This window comes from Streptomyces sp. NPDC023527 (genome assembly GCF_055560115.1).
The window spans coordinates 250787-267644 of record NZ_JBVHJJ010000007.1; the positions used below are offsets into that span (position 1 = coordinate 250787).

17 protein-coding genes and 1 tRNA gene are annotated in these 16858 nt (G+C 71.4%); 14 read left to right on the forward strand and 4 right to left on the reverse strand.

All coding sequences use genetic code 11. From position 1 onward, the window contains the following. Nucleotides 1-148: 148 nt before the first annotated feature. From ACZ303_RS16475 to ACZ303_RS16510, 8 genes are all read left to right on the forward strand, one after another. Nucleotides 149-1243, forward strand: coding sequence for a hypothetical protein (locus ACZ303_RS16475; protein WP_467339413.1), 1095 nt, complete (start codon nt 149-151; stop codon nt 1241-1243). Between the two features lie 99 nt (nt 1244-1342). Then, on the forward strand, nt 1343-2371 hold the full coding sequence (gene argC / locus ACZ303_RS16480; RefSeq protein ID WP_467339415.1) for an N-acetyl-gamma-glutamyl-phosphate reductase: 1029 nt from the start codon (nt 1343-1345) through the stop codon (nt 2369-2371). Then, the gene (locus ACZ303_RS16485) at nt 2368-2496 is read left to right on the forward strand and encodes a hypothetical protein (protein ID WP_467339417.1); all 129 of its coding nucleotides are present in this window, start codon (nt 2368-2370) and stop codon (nt 2494-2496) included. Before argC ends, ACZ303_RS16485 begins: the two co-directional genes overlap by 4 nt. Further along, nucleotides 2493-3644, forward strand: coding sequence for a bifunctional glutamate N-acetyltransferase/amino-acid acetyltransferase ArgJ (argJ, locus tag ACZ303_RS16490; protein WP_467339419.1), 1152 nt, complete (start codon nt 2493-2495; stop codon nt 3642-3644). Before ACZ303_RS16485 ends, argJ begins: the two co-directional genes overlap by 4 nt. Next, nucleotides 3641-4636 carry an acetylglutamate kinase gene (gene argB, locus ACZ303_RS16495; RefSeq protein WP_467339421.1) on the forward strand — a complete coding sequence of 332 codons (996 nt, stop codon included), beginning with the start codon at nt 3641-3643 and terminating at the stop codon, nt 4634-4636. Before argJ ends, argB begins: the two co-directional genes overlap by 4 nt. Next, nucleotides 4633-5838 (forward strand): acetylornithine transaminase, encoded by a 1206-nt coding sequence (locus tag ACZ303_RS16500; RefSeq protein WP_467339422.1) that lies wholly within the window; start codon nt 4633-4635, stop codon nt 5836-5838. The genes argB and ACZ303_RS16500 overlap by 4 nt, the downstream gene beginning before the upstream one ends. 48 nt (nt 5839-5886) lie before the next feature. Continuing rightward, nucleotides 5887-6429: an arginine repressor gene (locus tag ACZ303_RS16505; RefSeq protein WP_215082477.1), complete on the forward strand. Its 543-nt coding sequence runs from the start codon at nt 5887-5889 to the stop codon at nt 6427-6429. A gap of 67 nt (nt 6430-6496) precedes the next feature. Continuing rightward, entirely contained in the window at nt 6497-7666 is a 1170-nt protein-coding gene (locus ACZ303_RS16510) for a metal-dependent hydrolase family protein (RefSeq protein WP_467339426.1), read from the forward strand. Between the two features lie 125 nt (nt 7667-7791). Here the strand turns inward: ACZ303_RS16510 and ACZ303_RS16515 are convergent, their stop codons facing one another. Beyond that, nucleotides 7792-8880, reverse strand: coding sequence for a glutamate--cysteine ligase 2 (locus ACZ303_RS16515; RefSeq protein ID WP_467339428.1), 1089 nt, complete (start codon nt 8878-8880; stop codon nt 7792-7794). Between the two features lie 134 nt (nt 8881-9014). Between ACZ303_RS16515 and ACZ303_RS16520 the strand changes: the two genes are divergently transcribed. After that, on the forward strand, nt 9015-9935 hold the full coding sequence (locus ACZ303_RS16520; protein ID WP_467339430.1) for a DUF72 domain-containing protein: 921 nt from the start codon (nt 9015-9017) through the stop codon (nt 9933-9935). Between the two features lie 184 nt (nt 9936-10119). Here ACZ303_RS16520 and ACZ303_RS16525 read toward each other — a convergent pair whose 3' ends face one another. Together ACZ303_RS16525 and ACZ303_RS16530 are read right to left on the reverse strand one after the other, a co-directional pair. After that, complete coding sequence (locus ACZ303_RS16525; RefSeq protein ID WP_467339432.1) at nt 10120-10473, reverse strand: DUF1036 domain-containing protein; 354 nt, start codon at nt 10471-10473, stop codon at nt 10120-10122. A 254-nt stretch (nt 10474-10727) separates the two neighbouring features. Then, entirely contained in the window at nt 10728-10994 is a 267-nt protein-coding gene (locus ACZ303_RS16530; RefSeq protein ID WP_467339434.1) for a hypothetical protein, read from the reverse strand. Nucleotides 10995-11226: 232 nt separating this feature from the next. Between ACZ303_RS16530 and ACZ303_RS16535 the strand changes: the two genes are divergently transcribed. Further along, on the forward strand, nt 11227-11517 hold the full coding sequence (locus tag ACZ303_RS16535) for a hypothetical protein (protein WP_467339436.1): 291 nt from the start codon (nt 11227-11229) through the stop codon (nt 11515-11517). A 39-nt stretch (nt 11518-11556) separates the two neighbouring features. Here ACZ303_RS16535 and ACZ303_RS16540 read toward each other — a convergent pair. Next, nucleotides 11557-11630 (reverse strand) — tRNA-Pro (locus ACZ303_RS16540). A 202-nt stretch (nt 11631-11832) separates the two neighbouring features. On the opposite strand from ACZ303_RS16540, the gene ACZ303_RS16545 reads away from it, so the two are divergent. The 4 genes from ACZ303_RS16545 (at nt 11833) to ACZ303_RS16560 (ending at nt 16729) form a co-directional block, all read left to right on the forward strand. Next, nucleotides 11833-13029, forward strand: coding sequence for an argininosuccinate synthase (locus tag ACZ303_RS16545; protein WP_467339438.1), 1197 nt, complete (start codon nt 11833-11835; stop codon nt 13027-13029). Nucleotides 13030-13131: 102 nt separating this feature from the next. Next, the gene (gene argH / locus ACZ303_RS16550; protein WP_467339439.1) at nt 13132-14577 is read left to right on the forward strand and encodes an argininosuccinate lyase; all 1446 of its coding nucleotides are present in this window, start codon (nt 13132-13134) and stop codon (nt 14575-14577) included. Nucleotides 14578-14645: 68 nt separating this feature from the next. Then, nucleotides 14646-15194 (forward strand): TetR/AcrR family transcriptional regulator, encoded by a 549-nt coding sequence (locus tag ACZ303_RS16555; RefSeq protein WP_467339440.1) that lies wholly within the window; start codon nt 14646-14648, stop codon nt 15192-15194. After that, nucleotides 15191-16729 carry an MFS transporter gene (locus tag ACZ303_RS16560; RefSeq protein WP_467339442.1) on the forward strand — a complete coding sequence of 513 codons (1539 nt, stop codon included), beginning with the start codon at nt 15191-15193 and terminating at the stop codon, nt 16727-16729. The genes ACZ303_RS16555 and ACZ303_RS16560 overlap by 4 nt, the downstream gene beginning before the upstream one ends. Nucleotides 16730-16858 lie beyond the last annotated feature (129 nt).

Here is a 16858-nt window from a genome sequence, read left to right on the forward strand (position 1 = left end):
GGCGATCACGGCCTCGGAGCGGTGCGGGCGGGTTTCGTGGCCACGGGCCGGGCGGGCCCGGTCGGCCTCGCTGTCAGTGCTCTGTGTGATGATGCGGACGCGTCCCGGGGGAGTGGGCCGCGGTCTGCTGATTGCCAGGGGGTTGGGGATGGGCGCGGGTACGGAGCCGGACGGTTCGTCCAGGTCGGACGAGGAGTGGGAGCGGTTTCTGCGCGAGTCGGTGGCGGGTGTCGCCGACGCGCCCAAGGAGCCGTCGGCGCGGGCCCGCGACGTGGCGAAGCGGCTGCGCGCGGAGCCCGGCGGCGGCCTGGAGGGCTGGCGCGGCTACACGCCCGCGCGGCCCAAGCGGCGCACGGGCTGGTACGTGGTCGGGCTGCTGGCCTCGCTGGTGCTGCTGGTGGTGGCGCTCGCGCCGGGGCGGATAGTGGACCTGTTCGCAGGCGCCGACTCCCCGCCGTCGGCGGCCGAGACCGCCCGCCCGACCCAGGCACCCCCGGCGGAGGCGGCCCGACGCCCCACCATGGACGAGCCGTTCCGCGGCTCGCCGGCGGCGAGCTGGGCGAACGGAGCGGCGGGGATCGCCGTGCCGAAAGCCGGGGCCGTCGGCTGGATGAGCGCGGCCGAGGTCGAGCGGGCCCTCGCCCGCAGCCGGGACTTCCTCGTCGCGTCCGGCCTGGACCGCGGGGTGCTGCGGGGCGAGCGCCCCGAGAAGGCGATCGCGCTGATCAACCCGCACCAGAAGGACGTCCAAGACCTTCTGAAAACCGCTTTCCGAACCCCGGGCGAGAAGAACGACCCCCTCCTCCTCTTCAGTCGCTTCCAGCCCTCCCGCACCCACCTGGTCGGCGACGTCGTGAAGACCCGGGGCCGGCTCACCTACCGGGAGGGCGAGCGCGGCGCGCTCCAGGTGACCGCCGACGTCACCTTCGTCTACCCGGTCACCCGCGCGGAAGCGGGCGGCGACGGCGAGATCGTGCGCACGATCGTCCGGCGCGAGCTGGTCCTGAGCTGGGACGACCCTGGCAAGGTGATCACCGAGCCGGGCACGTTCTCGATCGTCTCGTACAAGTACGACATGACCAACGGCGGCTGCGGCGCCCCCACGGGCTACTTCACCCCGCCCTTCGGCGCGGACCGCCGGGCGGACGGAGCCGGCGCGGAGGTCGACCCCTACGACCGCAGCGCGCCGGTCGGGCGGGGCGAGTCCTCTGGGGACGAGTGCGGGAGGGCGACGCGGTCCTAGCGGGCGTTACTCGCTGTTACTCGATGGAGGCCACCTCACACCTCATTGCATAAAACTTCATTGCTTCGTATAGTCATGCCATCGACCAGGAGGGGCCCGATGGCAATCCGTGCGGCAGTGGCAGGTGCGAGTGGATACGCAGGCGGTGAAGTGCTGCGTCTGCTGCTCGCGCACCCCGAGGTGCGCATCGGCGCTCTGACCGGGAACTCCAACGCCGGGCAGCCCCTCGGGGCGCTCCAGCCGCATCTGCCGGCGCTCGCCGACCGGGTGCTGGAGGCCACCTCGGCCGACGTGCTCGCCGGGCACGACGTCGTCTTCCTCGCGCTGCCCCACGGGCAGTCCGCCGAGGTCGCGGCGCGGCTCGGGGACGACGTGCTGGTCATCGACTGCGGCGCGGACTTCCGGCTGCGGGACGCGGGGGACTGGGAGCGGTTCTACGGCACGCCCCACGCCGGGACCTGGCCCTACGGGCTGCCGGAGCTGCCCGGCGGGCGCGAGGCGCTGCGCGGGGCCAAGCGGATCGCCGTCCCCGGGTGCTTCCCGACCGCCGTCTCGCTCGCGCTGCACCCCGCCTACGCCGCCGGGCTCGCCGAGCCCGAGGCCGTGATCGTCGCCGCGTCCGGGACCTCCGGCGCCGGCAAGGCCGCCAAGCCGCACCTGCTCGGCAGCGAGGTCATGGGCTCCATGACCCCGTACGGCGTCGGCGGCGGCCACCGGCACACCCCGGAAATGATCCAGAACCTCTCCGCCTCGGCGGGGGAGCCGGTCTCGGTCTCCTTCACCCCGACCCTGGCGCCCATGCCGCGCGGCATCCTCGCCACGTGCGGCGCCAAGGCCCGGCCGGGCGTCACCGCGGAGGCCGTACGGGCAGCGTACGAGAAGGCCTACCGGGACGAGCCGTTCGCCCGCCTCCTGCCCGCCGGACGGTGGCCGTCCACCGGCGCCGTCAACGGCTCCAACACCGCCCTGATCCAGGTCGCCCTCGACGAGGCGGCCGGCCGCATCGTCGCCATCAGCGCGATCGACAACCTCACCAAGGGCACCGCCGGCGGCGCCGTGCAGAGCATGAACGTCGCCCTCGGCCTCCCTGAGGAGCTGGGACTGCCGGCCGACGGATTGGCGCCATGAGAGCCCGGAGCACCCGCAGCGCACGCGGCGTCCGCCGCGTCCTCGCGACCGTACTCGCACGGCTGACACCGTGCGACACCCCCCAGGACACCACGACCGAGCCAGCCGACGAGGAGTCGCAGTGAGCGTGACCGCAGCAAAGGGATTCACCGCGGCGGGCATCGCCGCCGGGATCAAGGAGAGCGGCAACCCCGACCTCGCCCTGGTGGTCAACGAGGGCCCCCGCCTGGCCGCCGCCGGCGTCTTCACCTCCAACCGCGTCAAGGCCGCCCCCGTCCTGTGGTCGGAGCAGGTGCTCAAGGGCGGACAGGTCTCCGCCGTCGTCCTCAACTCCGGTGGTGCCAACGCCTGCACCGGACCGCTGGGCTTCCAGGACACCCACGCCACCGCGGAGAAGGCCGCCGAGGTCCTCGGCGGCAACGCCGGCGAGATCGCCATCGCCTCCACCGGCCTCATCGGGGTCCGGCTGCCGATGGACAAGCTGCTGCCCGGCATCGGCAAGGCCGCCGCCGAACTGTCCGCGCACGGCGGCGAGAAGGCCGCCATCGCCATCAAGACCACCGACACCGTCCACAAGACCGCCGTGGCCGAGGGCGACGGCTGGACCGTGGGCGGCATGGCCAAGGGCGCCGGCATGCTCGCGCCGGGCCTGGCCACCATGCTCGTGGTCCTCACCACCGACGCCGACCTCGACGCCCCGGCGCTCGACCGGGCGCTGCGCGACGCCACCCGCACCACCTTCGACCGGGTCGACTCCGACGGCTGCATGTCCACCAACGACACCGTCCTGCTGCTCGCCTCCGGCGCCTCCGGGGCCACCCCCGCCCACGACACCTTCGCCGAGGCCGTACGGACCGTCTGCGACGACCTCGCCCGCCAGCTCATCGGCGACGCCGAGGGCGCCTCCAAGGACATCCGCATCGAGGTGATCAACGCCGCGAGCGAGGACGACGCCGTCGAGGTGGGCCGCTCCCTGGCCCGTAACAACCTCCTCAAGTGCGCCATCCACGGCGAGGACCCCAACTGGGGCCGGGTGCTGTCCGCGATCGGCACCACCTCCGCCGCCTTCGACCCCGACCGGCTCAACGTGGCGATCAACGACGTGTGGGTCTGCCGGAACGGCTCGATCGGTGACGACCGCGACCTCGTCGACATGCGGTACCGGGAGGTCCGTATCACCGCCGACCTGGCCGAGGGCACCGAGTCCGCGATCATCTGGGCCAACGACCTCACCGCCGACTACGTCCACGAGAACAGCGCGTACTCCTCATGAGCCTCATCGACCGGACCGACCAGATCGGTCAGCCCCAGGAGCCCGGTGCCACGAGCACCACCCGCAAGCACACCGCCCTGCCCAAGGCCCGCACACTCATCGAGGCGCTGCCCTGGCTGACGCGGCATCACGGCAAGACCGTCGTCATCAAGTTCGGCGGCAACGCCATGGTCGACGAGGAGCTGAAGTCCGCCTTCGCGCAGGACGTCGTCTTCCTGCGCCACGCGGGCCTGCGCCCGGTCGTCGTGCACGGCGGCGGGCCGCAGATCAGCGCCCAGCTCGACCGGATGGGCCTGGTCTCGGAGTTCAAGGCCGGGCTGCGGGTGACGACTCCCGAGGCGATGGAGGTCGTACGGATGGTCCTCGCCGGCCAGGTGCAGCGCGAGCTCGTCGGGCTGCTCAACCGGCACGGTCCACTCGCCGTCGGCATGACCGGCGAGGACGCCCGGACCATGACCGCCACCAAGCACTACGCCGAGATCGACGGCGAGCGCGTGGACCTCGGCCGGGTCGGCGAGATCACCGGCATCGACACCGGCGCCGTCCAGGCGCTGCTGGACGACGGCCGGATCCCGGTGATCTCCTCCATCGCCCGCAGCGCCGACGACGGCGACGCCAACGGCGTCTTCAACGTCAACGCCGACACCGCGGCCGCCGCGCTCGCCGCGGCCCTCGGCGCCGAGACGCTGATGGTCCTCACCGACGTCGAGGGCCTCTACGAGGACTGGCCGCACAGCGACGAGGTCATCAGCCGGCTCACCGCGAGCGAGCTGGAACGGCTGCTGCCCGAGCTGGCCAGCGGCATGGTCCCCAAGATGGAGGGCTGCCTGCACGCCGTGCGCAACGGCGTCACCACCGCCCGCGTCATAGACGGGCGGGTCCAGCACGCGATCCTGCTGGAGATCTTCACCGATGAAGGCGTCGGAACGATGGTCGTGCCGGACGACGCCGCGACGGCCACCGGCGTCACAGACGAGGGGGACACACCATGAACACCAACACCGCGCTCACCGGGCGCTGGCAGGGCGCCCTGATGGACAACTACGGCACCCCCCGCCTCCCCCTCGTCCGCGGCACCGGCAGCACCGTCTGGGACGCCGACGGCAACTCCTACCTCGACTTCGTCGGCGGCATCGCCGTCAACTCCCTCGGCCACGCACACCCCGCGATCGTCAAGGCGGTCTCCGACCAGATCGCCACCCTCGGCCACGTCTCCAACCTCTTCGTCGCCGAACCCCCGGTCGCCCTCGCCGAGCGGCTGCTACACCTCGCCGGGCGGCCCGGCCGGGTCTACTTCTGCAACTCCGGCGCGGAGGCCGTCGAGGCGGCCTTCAAGATCGGCCGACGGACGGGCCGCCGGCACATGGTGGCCGCGACCGGCGGCTTCCACGGCCGCACCGTGGGCGCCCTCGCCCTCACCGGACAGCCGGCGAAACAGGAGCCCTTCCTGCCGCTGCCCGGTGACATCACCCACGTTCCGTACGGGGACGTCGAGGCGCTCCGCGCGGCGGTGACCACCGACACCGCGCTGCTCGTACTGGAGCCGGTGCAGGGCGAGAACGGCGTCGTCGTGCCGCCGCCGGGCTATCTGGCGGCCGCCCGGGAGATCACCCGGGCCACCGGAACGCTCCTCGTCCTGGACGAGATCCAGACAGGTATCGGTCGCACCGGGCACTGGTTCGAGCATCAGGCGCAGGGCGTCGAGCCCGATGTCGTCACCCTCGCCAAGGGCCTCGGCGGCGGGCTGCCGATCGGCGCGACGCTGGCCTTCGGAGCCGCCGCCGACCTGCTGACACCCGGTCAGCACGGCTCCACCTTCGGCGGCAACCCCGTCGTCTGCGCCGCCGCCCTGGCCGTACTGGACACCCTGGAGAGCGAGGGAATCCTCGCCGGCGTCCGGCGCGCGGGCGAGCGGCTGCGTGACGGGATCGCCGCCCTCGGCCACCCCCTCGTCGACCGCGTCCGTGGTACGGGCCTGCTGCTGGGTATTGTCCTTTCCAAGCCCCTCGCACCGAAGGTGCAGCAAACGGCACAGGACGCGGGTCTCCTGGTGAACGCGGTCGCACCCGACGTGGTGCGGCTGGCTCCTCCACTGATCATCACCGAAGATGAGGTGGAAACGTTCCTCCAGGCGCTGCCCGGCGTCCTGGACAGCGCTGTTGCCGCTGACGCCGCCGGCGGCGAGGGGGCGTAGGAGGCCGACGGGGCCACGGGGAACGACGATGCGGAGACTGACGAGACGATGACCGAGGCGCAGGAGCCCGAGCCGATCCACGGCGGACAGGCCGTACCGCAGACCCGCACCGCCCGCCACCGCAGGATCGTGGACATCCTCAGCCGGCAGCCGGTGCGGTCGCAGAGCCAGCTCGCCAAGCTGCTCGCCGACGACGGACTGTCCGTCACCCAGGCGACGCTCTCCCGCGACCTCGACGAACTGGGCGCGGTCAAGATCCGCAACACCGGTGGCGAGCTCATCTACGCGGTGCCCTCCGAGGGCGGCGACCGCACCCCCCGCGCCCCGCTGGGGGAGTCGGCGACCGAGGCCCGCATGGGCCGCCTCGCGGGTGAGCTGCTGATCTCGGCGGAGGCGTCCGCCAACCTCGTGGTGCTGCGCACCCCGCCGGGCGCCGCCCAGTTCTTCGCCTCGGCCATCGACCAGGCCGGCGTCCACGAGATCATCGGCACCATCGCGGGCGACGACACCGTCATGCTCATCAGCCGCGACCCCAAGGGCGGCCAGGCCCTGGCCGACCACCTGTTGAGGCTGGCGCAGAAGGAACGCTGAGCCCTGCCGCGGCCGCCCGCCGCCGTGCCACTGTGGACCAGGGTGTCCGGCGGCAGGGAGGGTGTCGATGCTGGCAGTACGCGCGCGATCGCTGTTCGACGGGGTCTGTGCCGAGCGCGTCGAACGGCCGCTGGTGCTGATCGACGACGGGCGGATCATCGCCGTCCGGTCCGGCGGTGAGCCGCCGGCCGGTGCCCGGACGGTCGACCTGGGCGAGGCGACGCTGCTGCCCGGCTTCGTGGACACCCACGTCCACCTGGCCTTCGACGCGAGCGACGACGTCGTCGGCCGGGTGCGCCGGGCCGACGACGAGGAACTGCTGGAACGCATGCGGGCCGCGGGCCGGGCGGCGCTGGCCGCGGGCGTGACGACCGTACGGGACCTGGGCGACCGCGGCTATCTCGCGCTGCGGCTGCGCGAGGAGACCGCGAAGGACCCCGCGGCCGGACCGCGGGTGCTCGCCGCCGGACCGCCGATCACCACTCCGGGCGGCCACTGCTGGTTCCTCGGCGGCGTCGCCGAGGGCGTCGAGGGCGTACGGGCGGCCGTACGCGAACGCGCCGCGCGCGGCGTCGACGTGGTCAAGGTGATGGTGACCGGCGGCGATCTGACCACCGGCTCGGACCCGTACCGGCCGCAGTACGGGCCCGCCGAACTCCGCGCCGCCGTGCGCGAGGCGCACCGCCACGAGCTGCCGATCACCGCCCACGCCCACGCGGCGACCGGGATCGCCGACGCCGTCGCCGCCGGCTTCGACTCCGTCGAGCACTGCTTCTTCCTCACCGACGACGGCGTCGACTACGACCGCCGCGTTCTCGACGAGATGGTCCGCGCGGGCGTCGTCGCCTCCCTCACCCTGGGCGCGCTGCCGGGCGGCCCGCCGCCCCCGCCGCACATCGCCCGCCGGGTCGCCGGCCTGGCCCCCGGGCTCGCCGCGATGCGGCAGGCGGGCGTGACCATGGTCTGCGGCAGCGACGCCGGGGTCTTCCCGGTCAAGCCGCACGGCGGCTACGGGTACAGCGTCGCCGCGATGGTGGAGATGGGCTTCACGCCCCTGGAGGCGCTGCGCGCCGCCACCTCCACGGCGGCGCGGATGTGCGGCGTCGCCTGCCACAAGGGCTGCGTCGCCCCCGGCTACGACGCCGACCTCGTGGCTCTGGCCGGCGACCCGCTCACCGACATCGCGGCCGTGCACGCGGTGACGGCGGTCTTCCGGGCGGGGGTACGGGTGGGCTGAGCGGGCCGGGGACGGCTGACGCGGCGTCGAACGATCGGCGGTGCCGCCCGCCGGATGCCGCCGACGTGATCCGCGCGCCGCCGTGACACGGCGGGCGCGGCGGATCCCGTACCCCCTGCCCTCGTTCAGGCGGCGGTCCGCGCGACGGCGTCCGCGACGACCGCCCGGAGTTCGCCCGTGCGGTCGAACGTCTCACGCTGCCTGCCGGCTCCACCGCCCCGGCCGAGCAACCGGGCCACCGACTCCCGTACCAACTCCAGGTCCCCGGCGTCCGAGAGAGCCTCGTGGACGTGGCTCAGCAGCGCCTTCACCACCGTCTCCGCGGGAGCGGGGGCCCACGTCAGCGGATGGACGAGATGGCCCGACACACCGGACCGCGCCGCGCGCCAGTTCGCCAGCCGCAGCAGCCCCACCGTGGCCGGCGCCGGCGGCTCGCCCGCGCGCCAGGCGCGGGCCGCCGTCTCCACCAGGGCCCTGACGAGCGCCGCGATCAGCACGGTGTCATCGGCGTCCAGGCAGACGTCCGCCACCCTGATCTCCACGGTGGGGTAGTTGCGCGACAGGCGCGCATCGAAATAGATCATGCCCTGGTCGAGCAGCGTCTCCGTCGCCAGGAGCGCCCGCACCTGCGCGTGGTACGCGTCGGCCGAACCGAACACCTCCACCGGCCCCGCCGACGGCCACCGGCCCCAGACCAGACTGCGGTAGCTGTCGTAACCGCTGTCGTTCCCCTGCCAGAAAGGGGAATTCGCGCTCAGTGCGAGCAAGGGGGCCAGCCACGGCCGGATCCGGTCCAGGACCGCGACCCCCTCCTCGTCCGACTCGACGCCCACATGGACGTGGCAACCGCACGTCAACTGCTCCTGAGCCGTCAGCCCGAACTCCTCCGCCACCTTCCGATAGCGCCGCCCGGTGCTCAGCGAGGGATCGACGGGCAGGGGCGAGGTGGCCAGCGCCGCCACTTCCGCCCCGGCGCGCCGCGCCTGCTCCGCGGCCGTGCTCCGGCCCCTTCGCACCTCCGCCGCCAGCTCCGCCAAATCGGTCGTCGGCCGGGTCGCGGTCTCCAGCTGTTCCCGCTGCAACTCCTTCTCCAGGGCCGCCTCGTCCTCGCCCCCGGCCTCCGCCCGGGCCAGGACCGTCCCCGCGACCGCACGGGGATTCCGGGTCTCCGGGTCCACGAGGAGCAGCTCCTCTTCCACACCGACGCTGCGCATTGCGGCCGCTCCTTCCAGTGGTCCGTCGGACATGCTGGTTCCCGGAGCCGGACGGAATACTCCGCCGGGGACCGGGCGGCGCCGCTGCCGGAGAGCCGGCCATGGGACGGCGGGCGCGGGGTAGCCGTCCGCCCATGGCGAAGATTCTGGTGGGCACGTGCTCCTGGACCGACCCCGCCCTCGTGGCCTCCGGCTGGTACCCACCCGGAGCGCGGGGGCCCGAGGGCCGGCTGCGCCACTACGCGGACCGCTTCCCCGTGGTGGAGGTCGACGCGACGTACTACGGCCTTCCCAGCACCCGCAACAGCCGGCTGTGGGTGGAGCGGACGCCCCACGGGTTCACCTTCGACGTCAAGGCGTTCGCGCCCCTGACCGGCCACGCCGTACGAGCCGGCGCGCTGCCCGCGGACCTCCGGCCGGCGGGCCCGGCGCAGCGCCGGGTGGCGTGCGACGAACTCCCGTCCGGGGTAGTGGACGAGTTGTGGGAACGCTTCACGGGCGCACTGCGCCCCCTGCGGGAGTCCGGCCGGCTGGGCGTTGTGCTGTTGCAGTTCCCGCCGTGGCTGCGCCCGGGCGCCCGGGCCCACGCCGCTCTGGCGGAATGCCGTGAGCGCGCGCCGGGGCTGCCGCTCGCGGCCGAGTTCCGCCACGCCGCGTGGCTGGTGCCCGACGAGCTTCCCCGCACCCTCGACGTGCTGGGCGCCCACCGCATGTCCCTGGTGGCCGTCGACACCGCGCAGACCGTCCCCGCGGCTCTGCCGCCGACCGACGACGTCACCCACCCGGACCTGGCGGTCGTCCGCTTCCACGGGCGCTCCGGCGCCTGGGGGACGGGCGGCAAGGAGGACCGCTTCCGCCACCGCTACACGGCCGCCGAGCTGATCCCGTGGACGGAACGGATCCGGCGGCTGGCCCGCCGCGCGAAAGAGGTGCACGTCCTGTTCAACAACTGCTGCGCCGACGCCGCGGTCAGCGCCGCCGCGACCATGCGGCACCTGCTCACGGACACCCCGGATCTCGCGGAAGCGGTGACCGTTGCCGGCCCCGCGAGGTGACCCGGCCGGGCCGGCGCCGGGCTCACATACGAAAGGCGGGCCCACCTCATACGAAAGATGGGCCCCTCATACAAGAAAAAAGCCCCTGATCTGCGGTTTCCCGCACATCAGAGGCTTCTTTCCACCGTCGGGGCGGCGGGATTTGAACCCACAGCGTGACACGTCGTCATGGCAGGTGTTCGGTCTATGGGCCCAAGAAGGTGTGCACGTGGTTTGGAGCGCCCACAGCGAACTGACTCATGAACACTTGTCGCGAGCTGGTGTCTGCAGTGTGTTCACACCACTCGAAAGCGTTTATGGGTACAAGTTCAGGAAAGCCGTCGCGCCATTCTTTCCCATCCGCCGAGTGGGCGTAGGTGTACCAATACGTATTTACATCCAGGACGTTACCGCCATAGACGACGGCGGACTGACCTGCTTCGATTTGCCACCAGCCCTTTTTGATCCAGTCGCCCCCGTCAGGGCAATTGGGCCGGTACCACTCCACCATCGCCCATATGAGCGAGTTGTGTTGATTCACAAGTTTCAGCGACATCATGCTTCCTTACCCGAAGCCGGTTCCTTGCGGACCGCTGTGCCGGTGCTCTTCGACCGAACCGACGTCTCTGACTTTTCGGCAGGGCGGGATTGGCTTGTCGTGGTACTCGACTCGACCCCTTGTGCAGCCGGCTGTCCGTAGGACAGTGCGCGATCCAGGTTATTTTCGTCCGCATTGGTTGTCGGATCCACGTGTTCGAACCGGTCACGAGACATTGGGCACTCCTGCTTGTGTGGTCCGTGGAGAGCGCTGGCCTACAGGAAATGTAGGGACTGTATTTTTCCCTTGACCTCATTGACCAGGCCAAGCGTGGCATCACCATTATCGCCCGCAGCCATAACCTGTTGGAAAAAGCTTCGGTCGCCTATGAAGAGATGCAGGATCGACAGACGCATACCATTGCGGTTTCCTGCGACTTCGGCTTGGTTGTTGATGACGTCACTGAAGCCGTCATTCTTCAGCTCATTTGCGATTACGCCCTTCAGTTCTCCAATATTGCCCAGCGCTTCGCTGAGCTCCATGCGGCGTGTATCAGCGAACAGGGCTACCATTACGCACCTCCGATGGTGATTATCGCCCGAAGTGCTTTCTGTGATCAGTCTGACACGGCAAGGAGCCCAACGCATGTCGAAGAAATTGCAGGATCGACGACTGAAAAAACAACTATTGACTTGGCAACGGTGAGCCCTCGATAAAATCAGGGATTCACCTGGCGCGACGCGCCTGCTCGGTGGATTCACGTGGCAGCAGTTGATGAAGCAGGCCGGAGTCCGTCGGGTTCGTCTGTACGAGGCCCGTCACGCCTGCCTCTCCCGGATGGCCGGCAACGGCGTGCCCGACACGGTGGTCTCGGTCCGGGCCGGACGCGGCGACCTGTCCTTCACCGAGCGGGTCTACGTCCATCCGGATCCGAAGAGCCTGCGGGCCGGCTTGGACAAGCTCGGCGAGCTGCTGACTGCCGGCTGGCCAAAATCTACAGCAACCATGACAAATCGTGACAAGATCGCCCGAAGCAACGACGAAGGCCCTGCCTCACCGAAGTGAGACAGGGCCTCTGATCTGGGCCTTCGCCCATCTGCACCGTCGGGACGGCGGGATTTGAACCCACGACCCCTTGACCCCCAGTCAAGTGCGCTACCAAGCTGCGCCACGTCCCGGTGCCGTGTCCCTCCGGGTGTTCCCGGCGGGGCGTGCAAGAAGAAAATATCCTGTTTGGCGGCGTGATCCAAATCCGGGCCCCCGCGCGAGCGCTCGCGCCCGGACCCCCTCCCTCATTCACCCGTACCGGGGATTGACGAATCATACGGCCCAGTGCATAGTTATGCCTATCACCGAATGCACCCCCGTAAGGAGAACCCCGTGACCGAGCGCGTCGTACTCGCCTACTCCGGCGGTCTGGACACCTCCGTCGCCATCGGCTGGATCGCCGAGGAGACGGGCGCCGAGGTCATCGCCGTTGCCGTGGACGTCGGTCAGGGCGGCGAGGACCTGGACGTCATCCGCAAGCGCGCGCTCGCCTGCGGGGCGGTCGAGGCGGAGGTCGCGGACGCCAAGGACGAGTTCGCCGAGGAGTACTGCCTCCCGGCGATCAAGGCGAACGCCCTCTACATGGACCGGTATCCGCTGGTCTCCGCCCTTTCCCGGCCGACGATCGTCAAGCACCTCGTCGCCGCCGCCAAGAAGCACGGCGCGACCACCGTCGCCCACGGCTGCACCGGCAAGGGCAACGACCAGGTCCGCTTCGAGGCCGGCATCTCCTCCCTCGCGCCGGAGCTCACCTGCATCGCCCCGGTCCGTGACTACGCCATGACCCGGGACAAGGCCATCGCCTTCTGCGAGGCCAAGAACCTCCCGATCGCGACCACCAAGAAGTCGCCGTACTCCATCGACCAGAACGTCTTCGGGCGGGCCGTGGAGACCGGCTTCCTTGAGGACATCTGGAACGCCCCGATCGAGGACGTCTACGACTACACCGCCAACCCGGCCACCCCCCGGGAGGCCGACGAGGTGATCATCAGCTTCGAGCAGGGCGTCCCGGTCGCCATCGACGGCAAGCCGGTCACCGTGCTCCAGGCCATCCAGCAGCTCAACGACCGGGCCGGGGCGCAGGGCGTCGGCCGGCTCGACATGGTCGAGGACCGGCTGGTCGGCATCAAGTCCCGGGAGATCTACGAGGCGCCCGGCGCGATCGCGCTGATCACCGCCCACCAGGAGCTGGAGGCCGTCACCGTCGAGCGCGAGCTCGCCCGCTACAAGCGGCAGGTCGAGCAGCGGTGGGCCGAGCTGGTCTACGACGGCCTGTGGTTCTCCCCGCTCAAGCGGGCCCTGGACGGCTTCATCGCCGAGGCGAACGAGCACGTCACCGGCGACATCCGGATGACCCTGCACGGCGGCCGGGCCGTCGTCACGGGCCGGCGGTCCCAGAAGTCGCTGTACGACTTCAACCTCGCCACCTATGACACCGGCGACACCTTCGACCAGTCCATGTCGAAGGGGTTCATCGAGATCTTCGGCCTGTCCTCGAAGATCGCCGCCAAGCGCGACCTGGCGCAGTAGCCCGCGGCTCGCATCGACGACCCACTCCTCCCGCCCGGCCGCACGGGCGGGAGGATCACCGCCCGGCGCCGTGCGCCACGGCAGACCAGGAGCTATTCCAAGATGACCACCGGATCGCAGTCCCCCGCCGGAGGCGACGGCGTACGGCTGTGGGGCGGCCGGTTCGCCGACGGCCCCGCCGAGGCGCTCGCCAAGCTCTCCGCCTCCGTCCACTTCGACTGGCGGCTCGCCCCGTACGACATCGCCGGCTCGCGCGCCCACGCCCGCGTCCTGCACAAGGCCGGGCTGCTCGACGACGGCGAGCTGCGGCGGATGATGGAGGGGCTCGGGCTCCTGGAGGCCGATGTCGCCGCCGGCACCTTCGTCGGCACCATCGCCGACGAGGACGTCCACACCGCCCTGGAGCGCGGTCTGCTGGAGCGGCTCGGCCCCGACCTCGGCGGCAAGCTGCGCGCCGGGCGGTCCCGCAACGACCAGGTCGCCACGCTCTTCCGGATGTATCTGCGCGACCACGCCCGGATCATCGGCGGGCTGATCGCCGACCTCCAGGAGGCCCTCGTCGGCCTGGCGGAGGCCCACGCGGACGTCGCCATGCCCGGGCGCACGCACCTCCAGCACGCCCAGCCGGTGCTCTTCGCCCACCATGTCCTCGCCCACGTCCAGGCGCTCGGCCGGGACGCGGAGCGGCTGCGGCAGTGGGACGAGCGCACGGCCGTGTCGCCGTACGGCTCGGGCGCGCTCGCCGGATCCTCCCTCGGGCTGGACCCGGAGGCGGTCGCGGCCGACCTCGGTTTCGAGCGCGGCTCGGTGGGCAACTCCATCGACGGGACGGCCTCGCGGGACTTCGTCGCGGAGTTCGCCTTCGTCACGGCGATGATCGGCGTCGACCTCTCGCGGATCGCCGAGGAGGTCATCATCTGGAACACGAAGGAGTTCTCCTTCGTGACCCTCCACGACGCCTTCTCCACCGGCTCCTCGATCATGCCGCAGAAGAAGAACCCGGACATCGCCGAGCTGGCGCGCGGCAAGTCCGGGCGGCTGATCGGCAATCTCACCGGCCTGCTGGCGACGCTCAAGGCGCTGCCGCTCGCCTACAACCGCGACCTCCAGGAGGACAAGGAGCCGGTCTTCGACTCCTGCGACCAGCTGGAGATCCTCCTCCCGGCGTTCACGGGCATGATGGCGACCCTCACCGTCAACCGCGCCCGGATGGAGGAACTGGCCCCCGCCGGTTTCTCCCTGGCCACCGACATCGCGGAGTGGCTGGTCAGGCAGGGCGTGCCGTTCCGTGTGGCGCACGAGGTCGCGGGGGAGTGCGTCAAGGAGTGCGAGGCGCACGGCATCGAGCTCGACCAGCTCACGGACGAGCAGTTCGCCGCCATCTCGCCGCACCTGACGCCCGAGGTCCGTGGCGTCCTCGACGTGGCCGGCGCGCTCGCTTCGCGCAGCGGGCGCGGCGGCACGGCGCCCTCGGCGGTCGCCGTCCAGCTGGCCGAGGTCAAGGCCGACCTCGCGGTCCAGCGCGAATGGGCGGACGCGAAGCGCTGACCCCTCCTCGCTGAGACGTCGAAAACCCGGATGAGACATCACTGTCTCATCCGGGTTATCGTCGTCTCATGAGTGTCGACCGTGACCATGTGCTCGCCGAGGCGGCCGCCCTGCTCACCCGCAAGGCGACCGCCTCCATGGACGAGATCGCCAAGGCCGCAGGCATCAGCCGCGCCACCCTCCACCGCCACTTCGCCGGGCGCGACGCGCTCGTACGCGCCCTCGAACAGCTCGGCATCCAGCAGTTCGAGCAGGCCCTGGACGAGGCCCGGATCGAGGAGGGCGACGCGGCCGAAGCCGTCCGCCGGCTGATCGCGAAGACCGAGCCGGTCGCGGGGATCATGGCCTTCCTCTTCACCGAGAACCAGCTCTACGAAGCCGGCGTCGACGGAGGCTGGAACCGTCTCGACGCCCGCGTGACGGCCCTGTTCCGCCGGGGTCAGGAGGAGGGCGTCTTCCGCCTGGAGCTGTCGGCCGCCTGGCTCACCGAGGCGCTCTACGGACTGATCGGCGCCGGCGCGTGGGCCGTGCAGGACGGCCGGGTCGCCACCAAGGACCGCACCCGGATGGTCGCCGAGCTGCTGCTCGGCGGCGCGCAGCGGAGGATGAAACAGTGACCAGCGACGCCGCCCGCCCGCCGTACGAAGCGCCGCGCCCCGGACGCTGGCTCGCGCTGGCCGTCCTGGTGCTGGCCGTCCTCCTCGTCGCCGTCGACGCGACCGTCCTCGGCCTCGCCACCCCCTTCCTCAGCGAGGACCTGCGCCCCTCGGGCACCCAGCTGCTGTGGATCGGCGACATCTACTCCTTCGTCATCGCCGGGCTGCTGGTGTCCATGGGCAGCCTCGGCGACCGCATCGGCCGCAAGAAGCTGCTGCTGTGCGGCGCGGTGGCGTTCGGCGCGGTGTCCGTGCTCAACGCCTACGCCACCAGCCCCGAGATGATGATCGCCGCCCGCGCCCTGCTGGGTGTGGCGGGCGCGACGCTGATGCCGTCCACCCTCGCGCTCATCCGCAACCTCTTCCACGACCCCAGGGAGCGCAGCTTCGCCATCGGCATCTGGGGCGCGATGGCCTCCGCCGGCGCGGCCGTCGGTCCGGTCGTCGGCGGCTTCCTGCTGGGGCACTTCTGGTGGGGCTCGGTCTTCCTGATCAACCTGCCGGTGATGGCCGTCCTCGTCGTCGTCGGCGTCAAGCTGCTGCCCGAGTCCCGCGACCCGGCCCCCGGCCCCTGGGACCTGCTCAGCGTCGTCCTGTCCATGGTCGGCATCGTGGCCATCGTCTACGCGGTCAAGGAGACGGCGGCCTACGGCCCGCGCTGGGAGTACGCCCTGGCGGGTGTCGTCGGCGTGCTGGCCCTGGTGTGGTTCGCCCGGCGGCAGCTGAGGCTGCCCAAACCGCTGCTGGACATGCGGCTCTTCCACCACCGGGGCTTCTCCGGCGCGGTCCTCGCCGACCTGCTGACCATCCTCGGCCTGTCCGGGCTGGTCTTCTTCCTCTCGCAGTTCCTCCAGCTGGTGCAGGACCGCAGCCCGCTGGAGGCGGGCCTGGCGGAGCTGCCCGCCGCCGTCGGAGCGGTCACGGCGGGCCTGCTCGCCGGGCGGGCCGCCCGCCGCTGGTCGGTGCGGTCGGTGGTGGCCGGCGGGCTCGCGGGCATCGGGATCGCGCTCGCGGTGCTGGTCTGGCTCCAGGCCGGCACCGCCTACCCCGCGCTCGGCGCCGTCCTGCTGGTCGTCGGCGTCGGAGCAGGCTTCTCCTTCACCGTCACCGCGGACGTGATCCTCTCCAGCGTGCCCAAGGAGCAGGCGGGCGCGGCCTCGGCGGTCTCCGAGACGGCGTACGAGCTCGGCGCGGCGCTCGGCATCGCGCTGCTCGGCTCGATCGTCACCGGCGTCTACCGCGACTTCGTGACCCCCGCCGACGTGCCGGCCGGCGCGGCCGCCGACGCGCACGACTCCCTCGGCGGCGCGGTCGAGGCGGCCGCGGAGCTGCCGGGCGGACAGGGGGAGGCGCTGCTCACCTCCGCCCAGGACGCCTTCGTCGACGGCCTGCGGATCGCCTCCGGCGTGGGCGCGGTCGTGCTGCTCGCCACGGCCGTGGCGGCGTGGTTCCTGTTGCGAGGCCAGAAGCTGGAAGAGGGCGCCCAGGATCACTGAGCTCCCAGGAAGCGTCGCTGAGCACGATGTGGCTCAAGTGAGCAGCAAACCTCACCACGGGCCGGGGCGGCAAGCCCCGGCCCGTGTGACATTTCCCGGAAACAATCGTCCTTGACGACATCCTTATGC

Bases quoted from the DNA above. Each gene is read 5' to 3' on its own strand.
- ACZ303_RS16530 (WP_467339434.1), bottom strand. From the start codon at position 10,994: ATGGAGCTCAGCGAAGCGCTGGGCAATATTGGAGAACTGAAGGGCGTA.
- ACZ303_RS16510 (WP_467339426.1), top strand. From the start codon at position 6,497: ATGCTGGCAGTACGCGCGCGATCGCTGTTCGACGGGGTCTGTGCCGAG.
- ACZ303_RS16535 (WP_467339436.1), top strand. From the start codon at position 11,227: ATGAAGCAGGCCGGAGTCCGTCGGGTTCGTCTGTACGAGGCCCGTCAC.
- ACZ303_RS16525 (WP_467339432.1), bottom strand. From the start codon at position 10,473: ATGATGTCGCTGAAACTTGTGAATCAACACAACTCGCTCATATGGGCG.
- ACZ303_RS16500 (WP_467339422.1), top strand. From the start codon at position 4,633: ATGAACACCAACACCGCGCTCACCGGGCGCTGGCAGGGCGCCCTGATG.
- ACZ303_RS16555 (WP_467339440.1), top strand. From the start codon at position 14,646: ATGAGTGTCGACCGTGACCATGTGCTCGCCGAGGCGGCCGCCCTGCTC.
- ACZ303_RS16485 (WP_467339417.1), top strand. From the start codon at position 2,368: ATGAGAGCCCGGAGCACCCGCAGCGCACGCGGCGTCCGCCGCGTCCTC.
- ACZ303_RS16475 (WP_467339413.1), top strand. From the start codon at position 149: ATGGGCGCGGGTACGGAGCCGGACGGTTCGTCCAGGTCGGACGAGGAG.
- ACZ303_RS16505 (WP_215082477.1), top strand. From the start codon at position 5,887: ATGACCGAGGCGCAGGAGCCCGAGCCGATCCACGGCGGACAGGCCGTA.
- ACZ303_RS16520 (WP_467339430.1), top strand. From the start codon at position 9,015: ATGGCGAAGATTCTGGTGGGCACGTGCTCCTGGACCGACCCCGCCCTC.
- argC (WP_467339415.1), top strand. From the start codon at position 1,343: ATGGCAATCCGTGCGGCAGTGGCAGGTGCGAGTGGATACGCAGGCGGT.
- argB (WP_467339421.1), top strand. From the start codon at position 3,641: ATGAGCCTCATCGACCGGACCGACCAGATCGGTCAGCCCCAGGAGCCC.
- ACZ303_RS16515 (WP_467339428.1), bottom strand. From the start codon at position 8,880: ATGCGCAGCGTCGGTGTGGAAGAGGAGCTGCTCCTCGTGGACCCGGAG.
- argH (WP_467339439.1), top strand. From the start codon at position 13,132: ATGACCACCGGATCGCAGTCCCCCGCCGGAGGCGACGGCGTACGGCTG.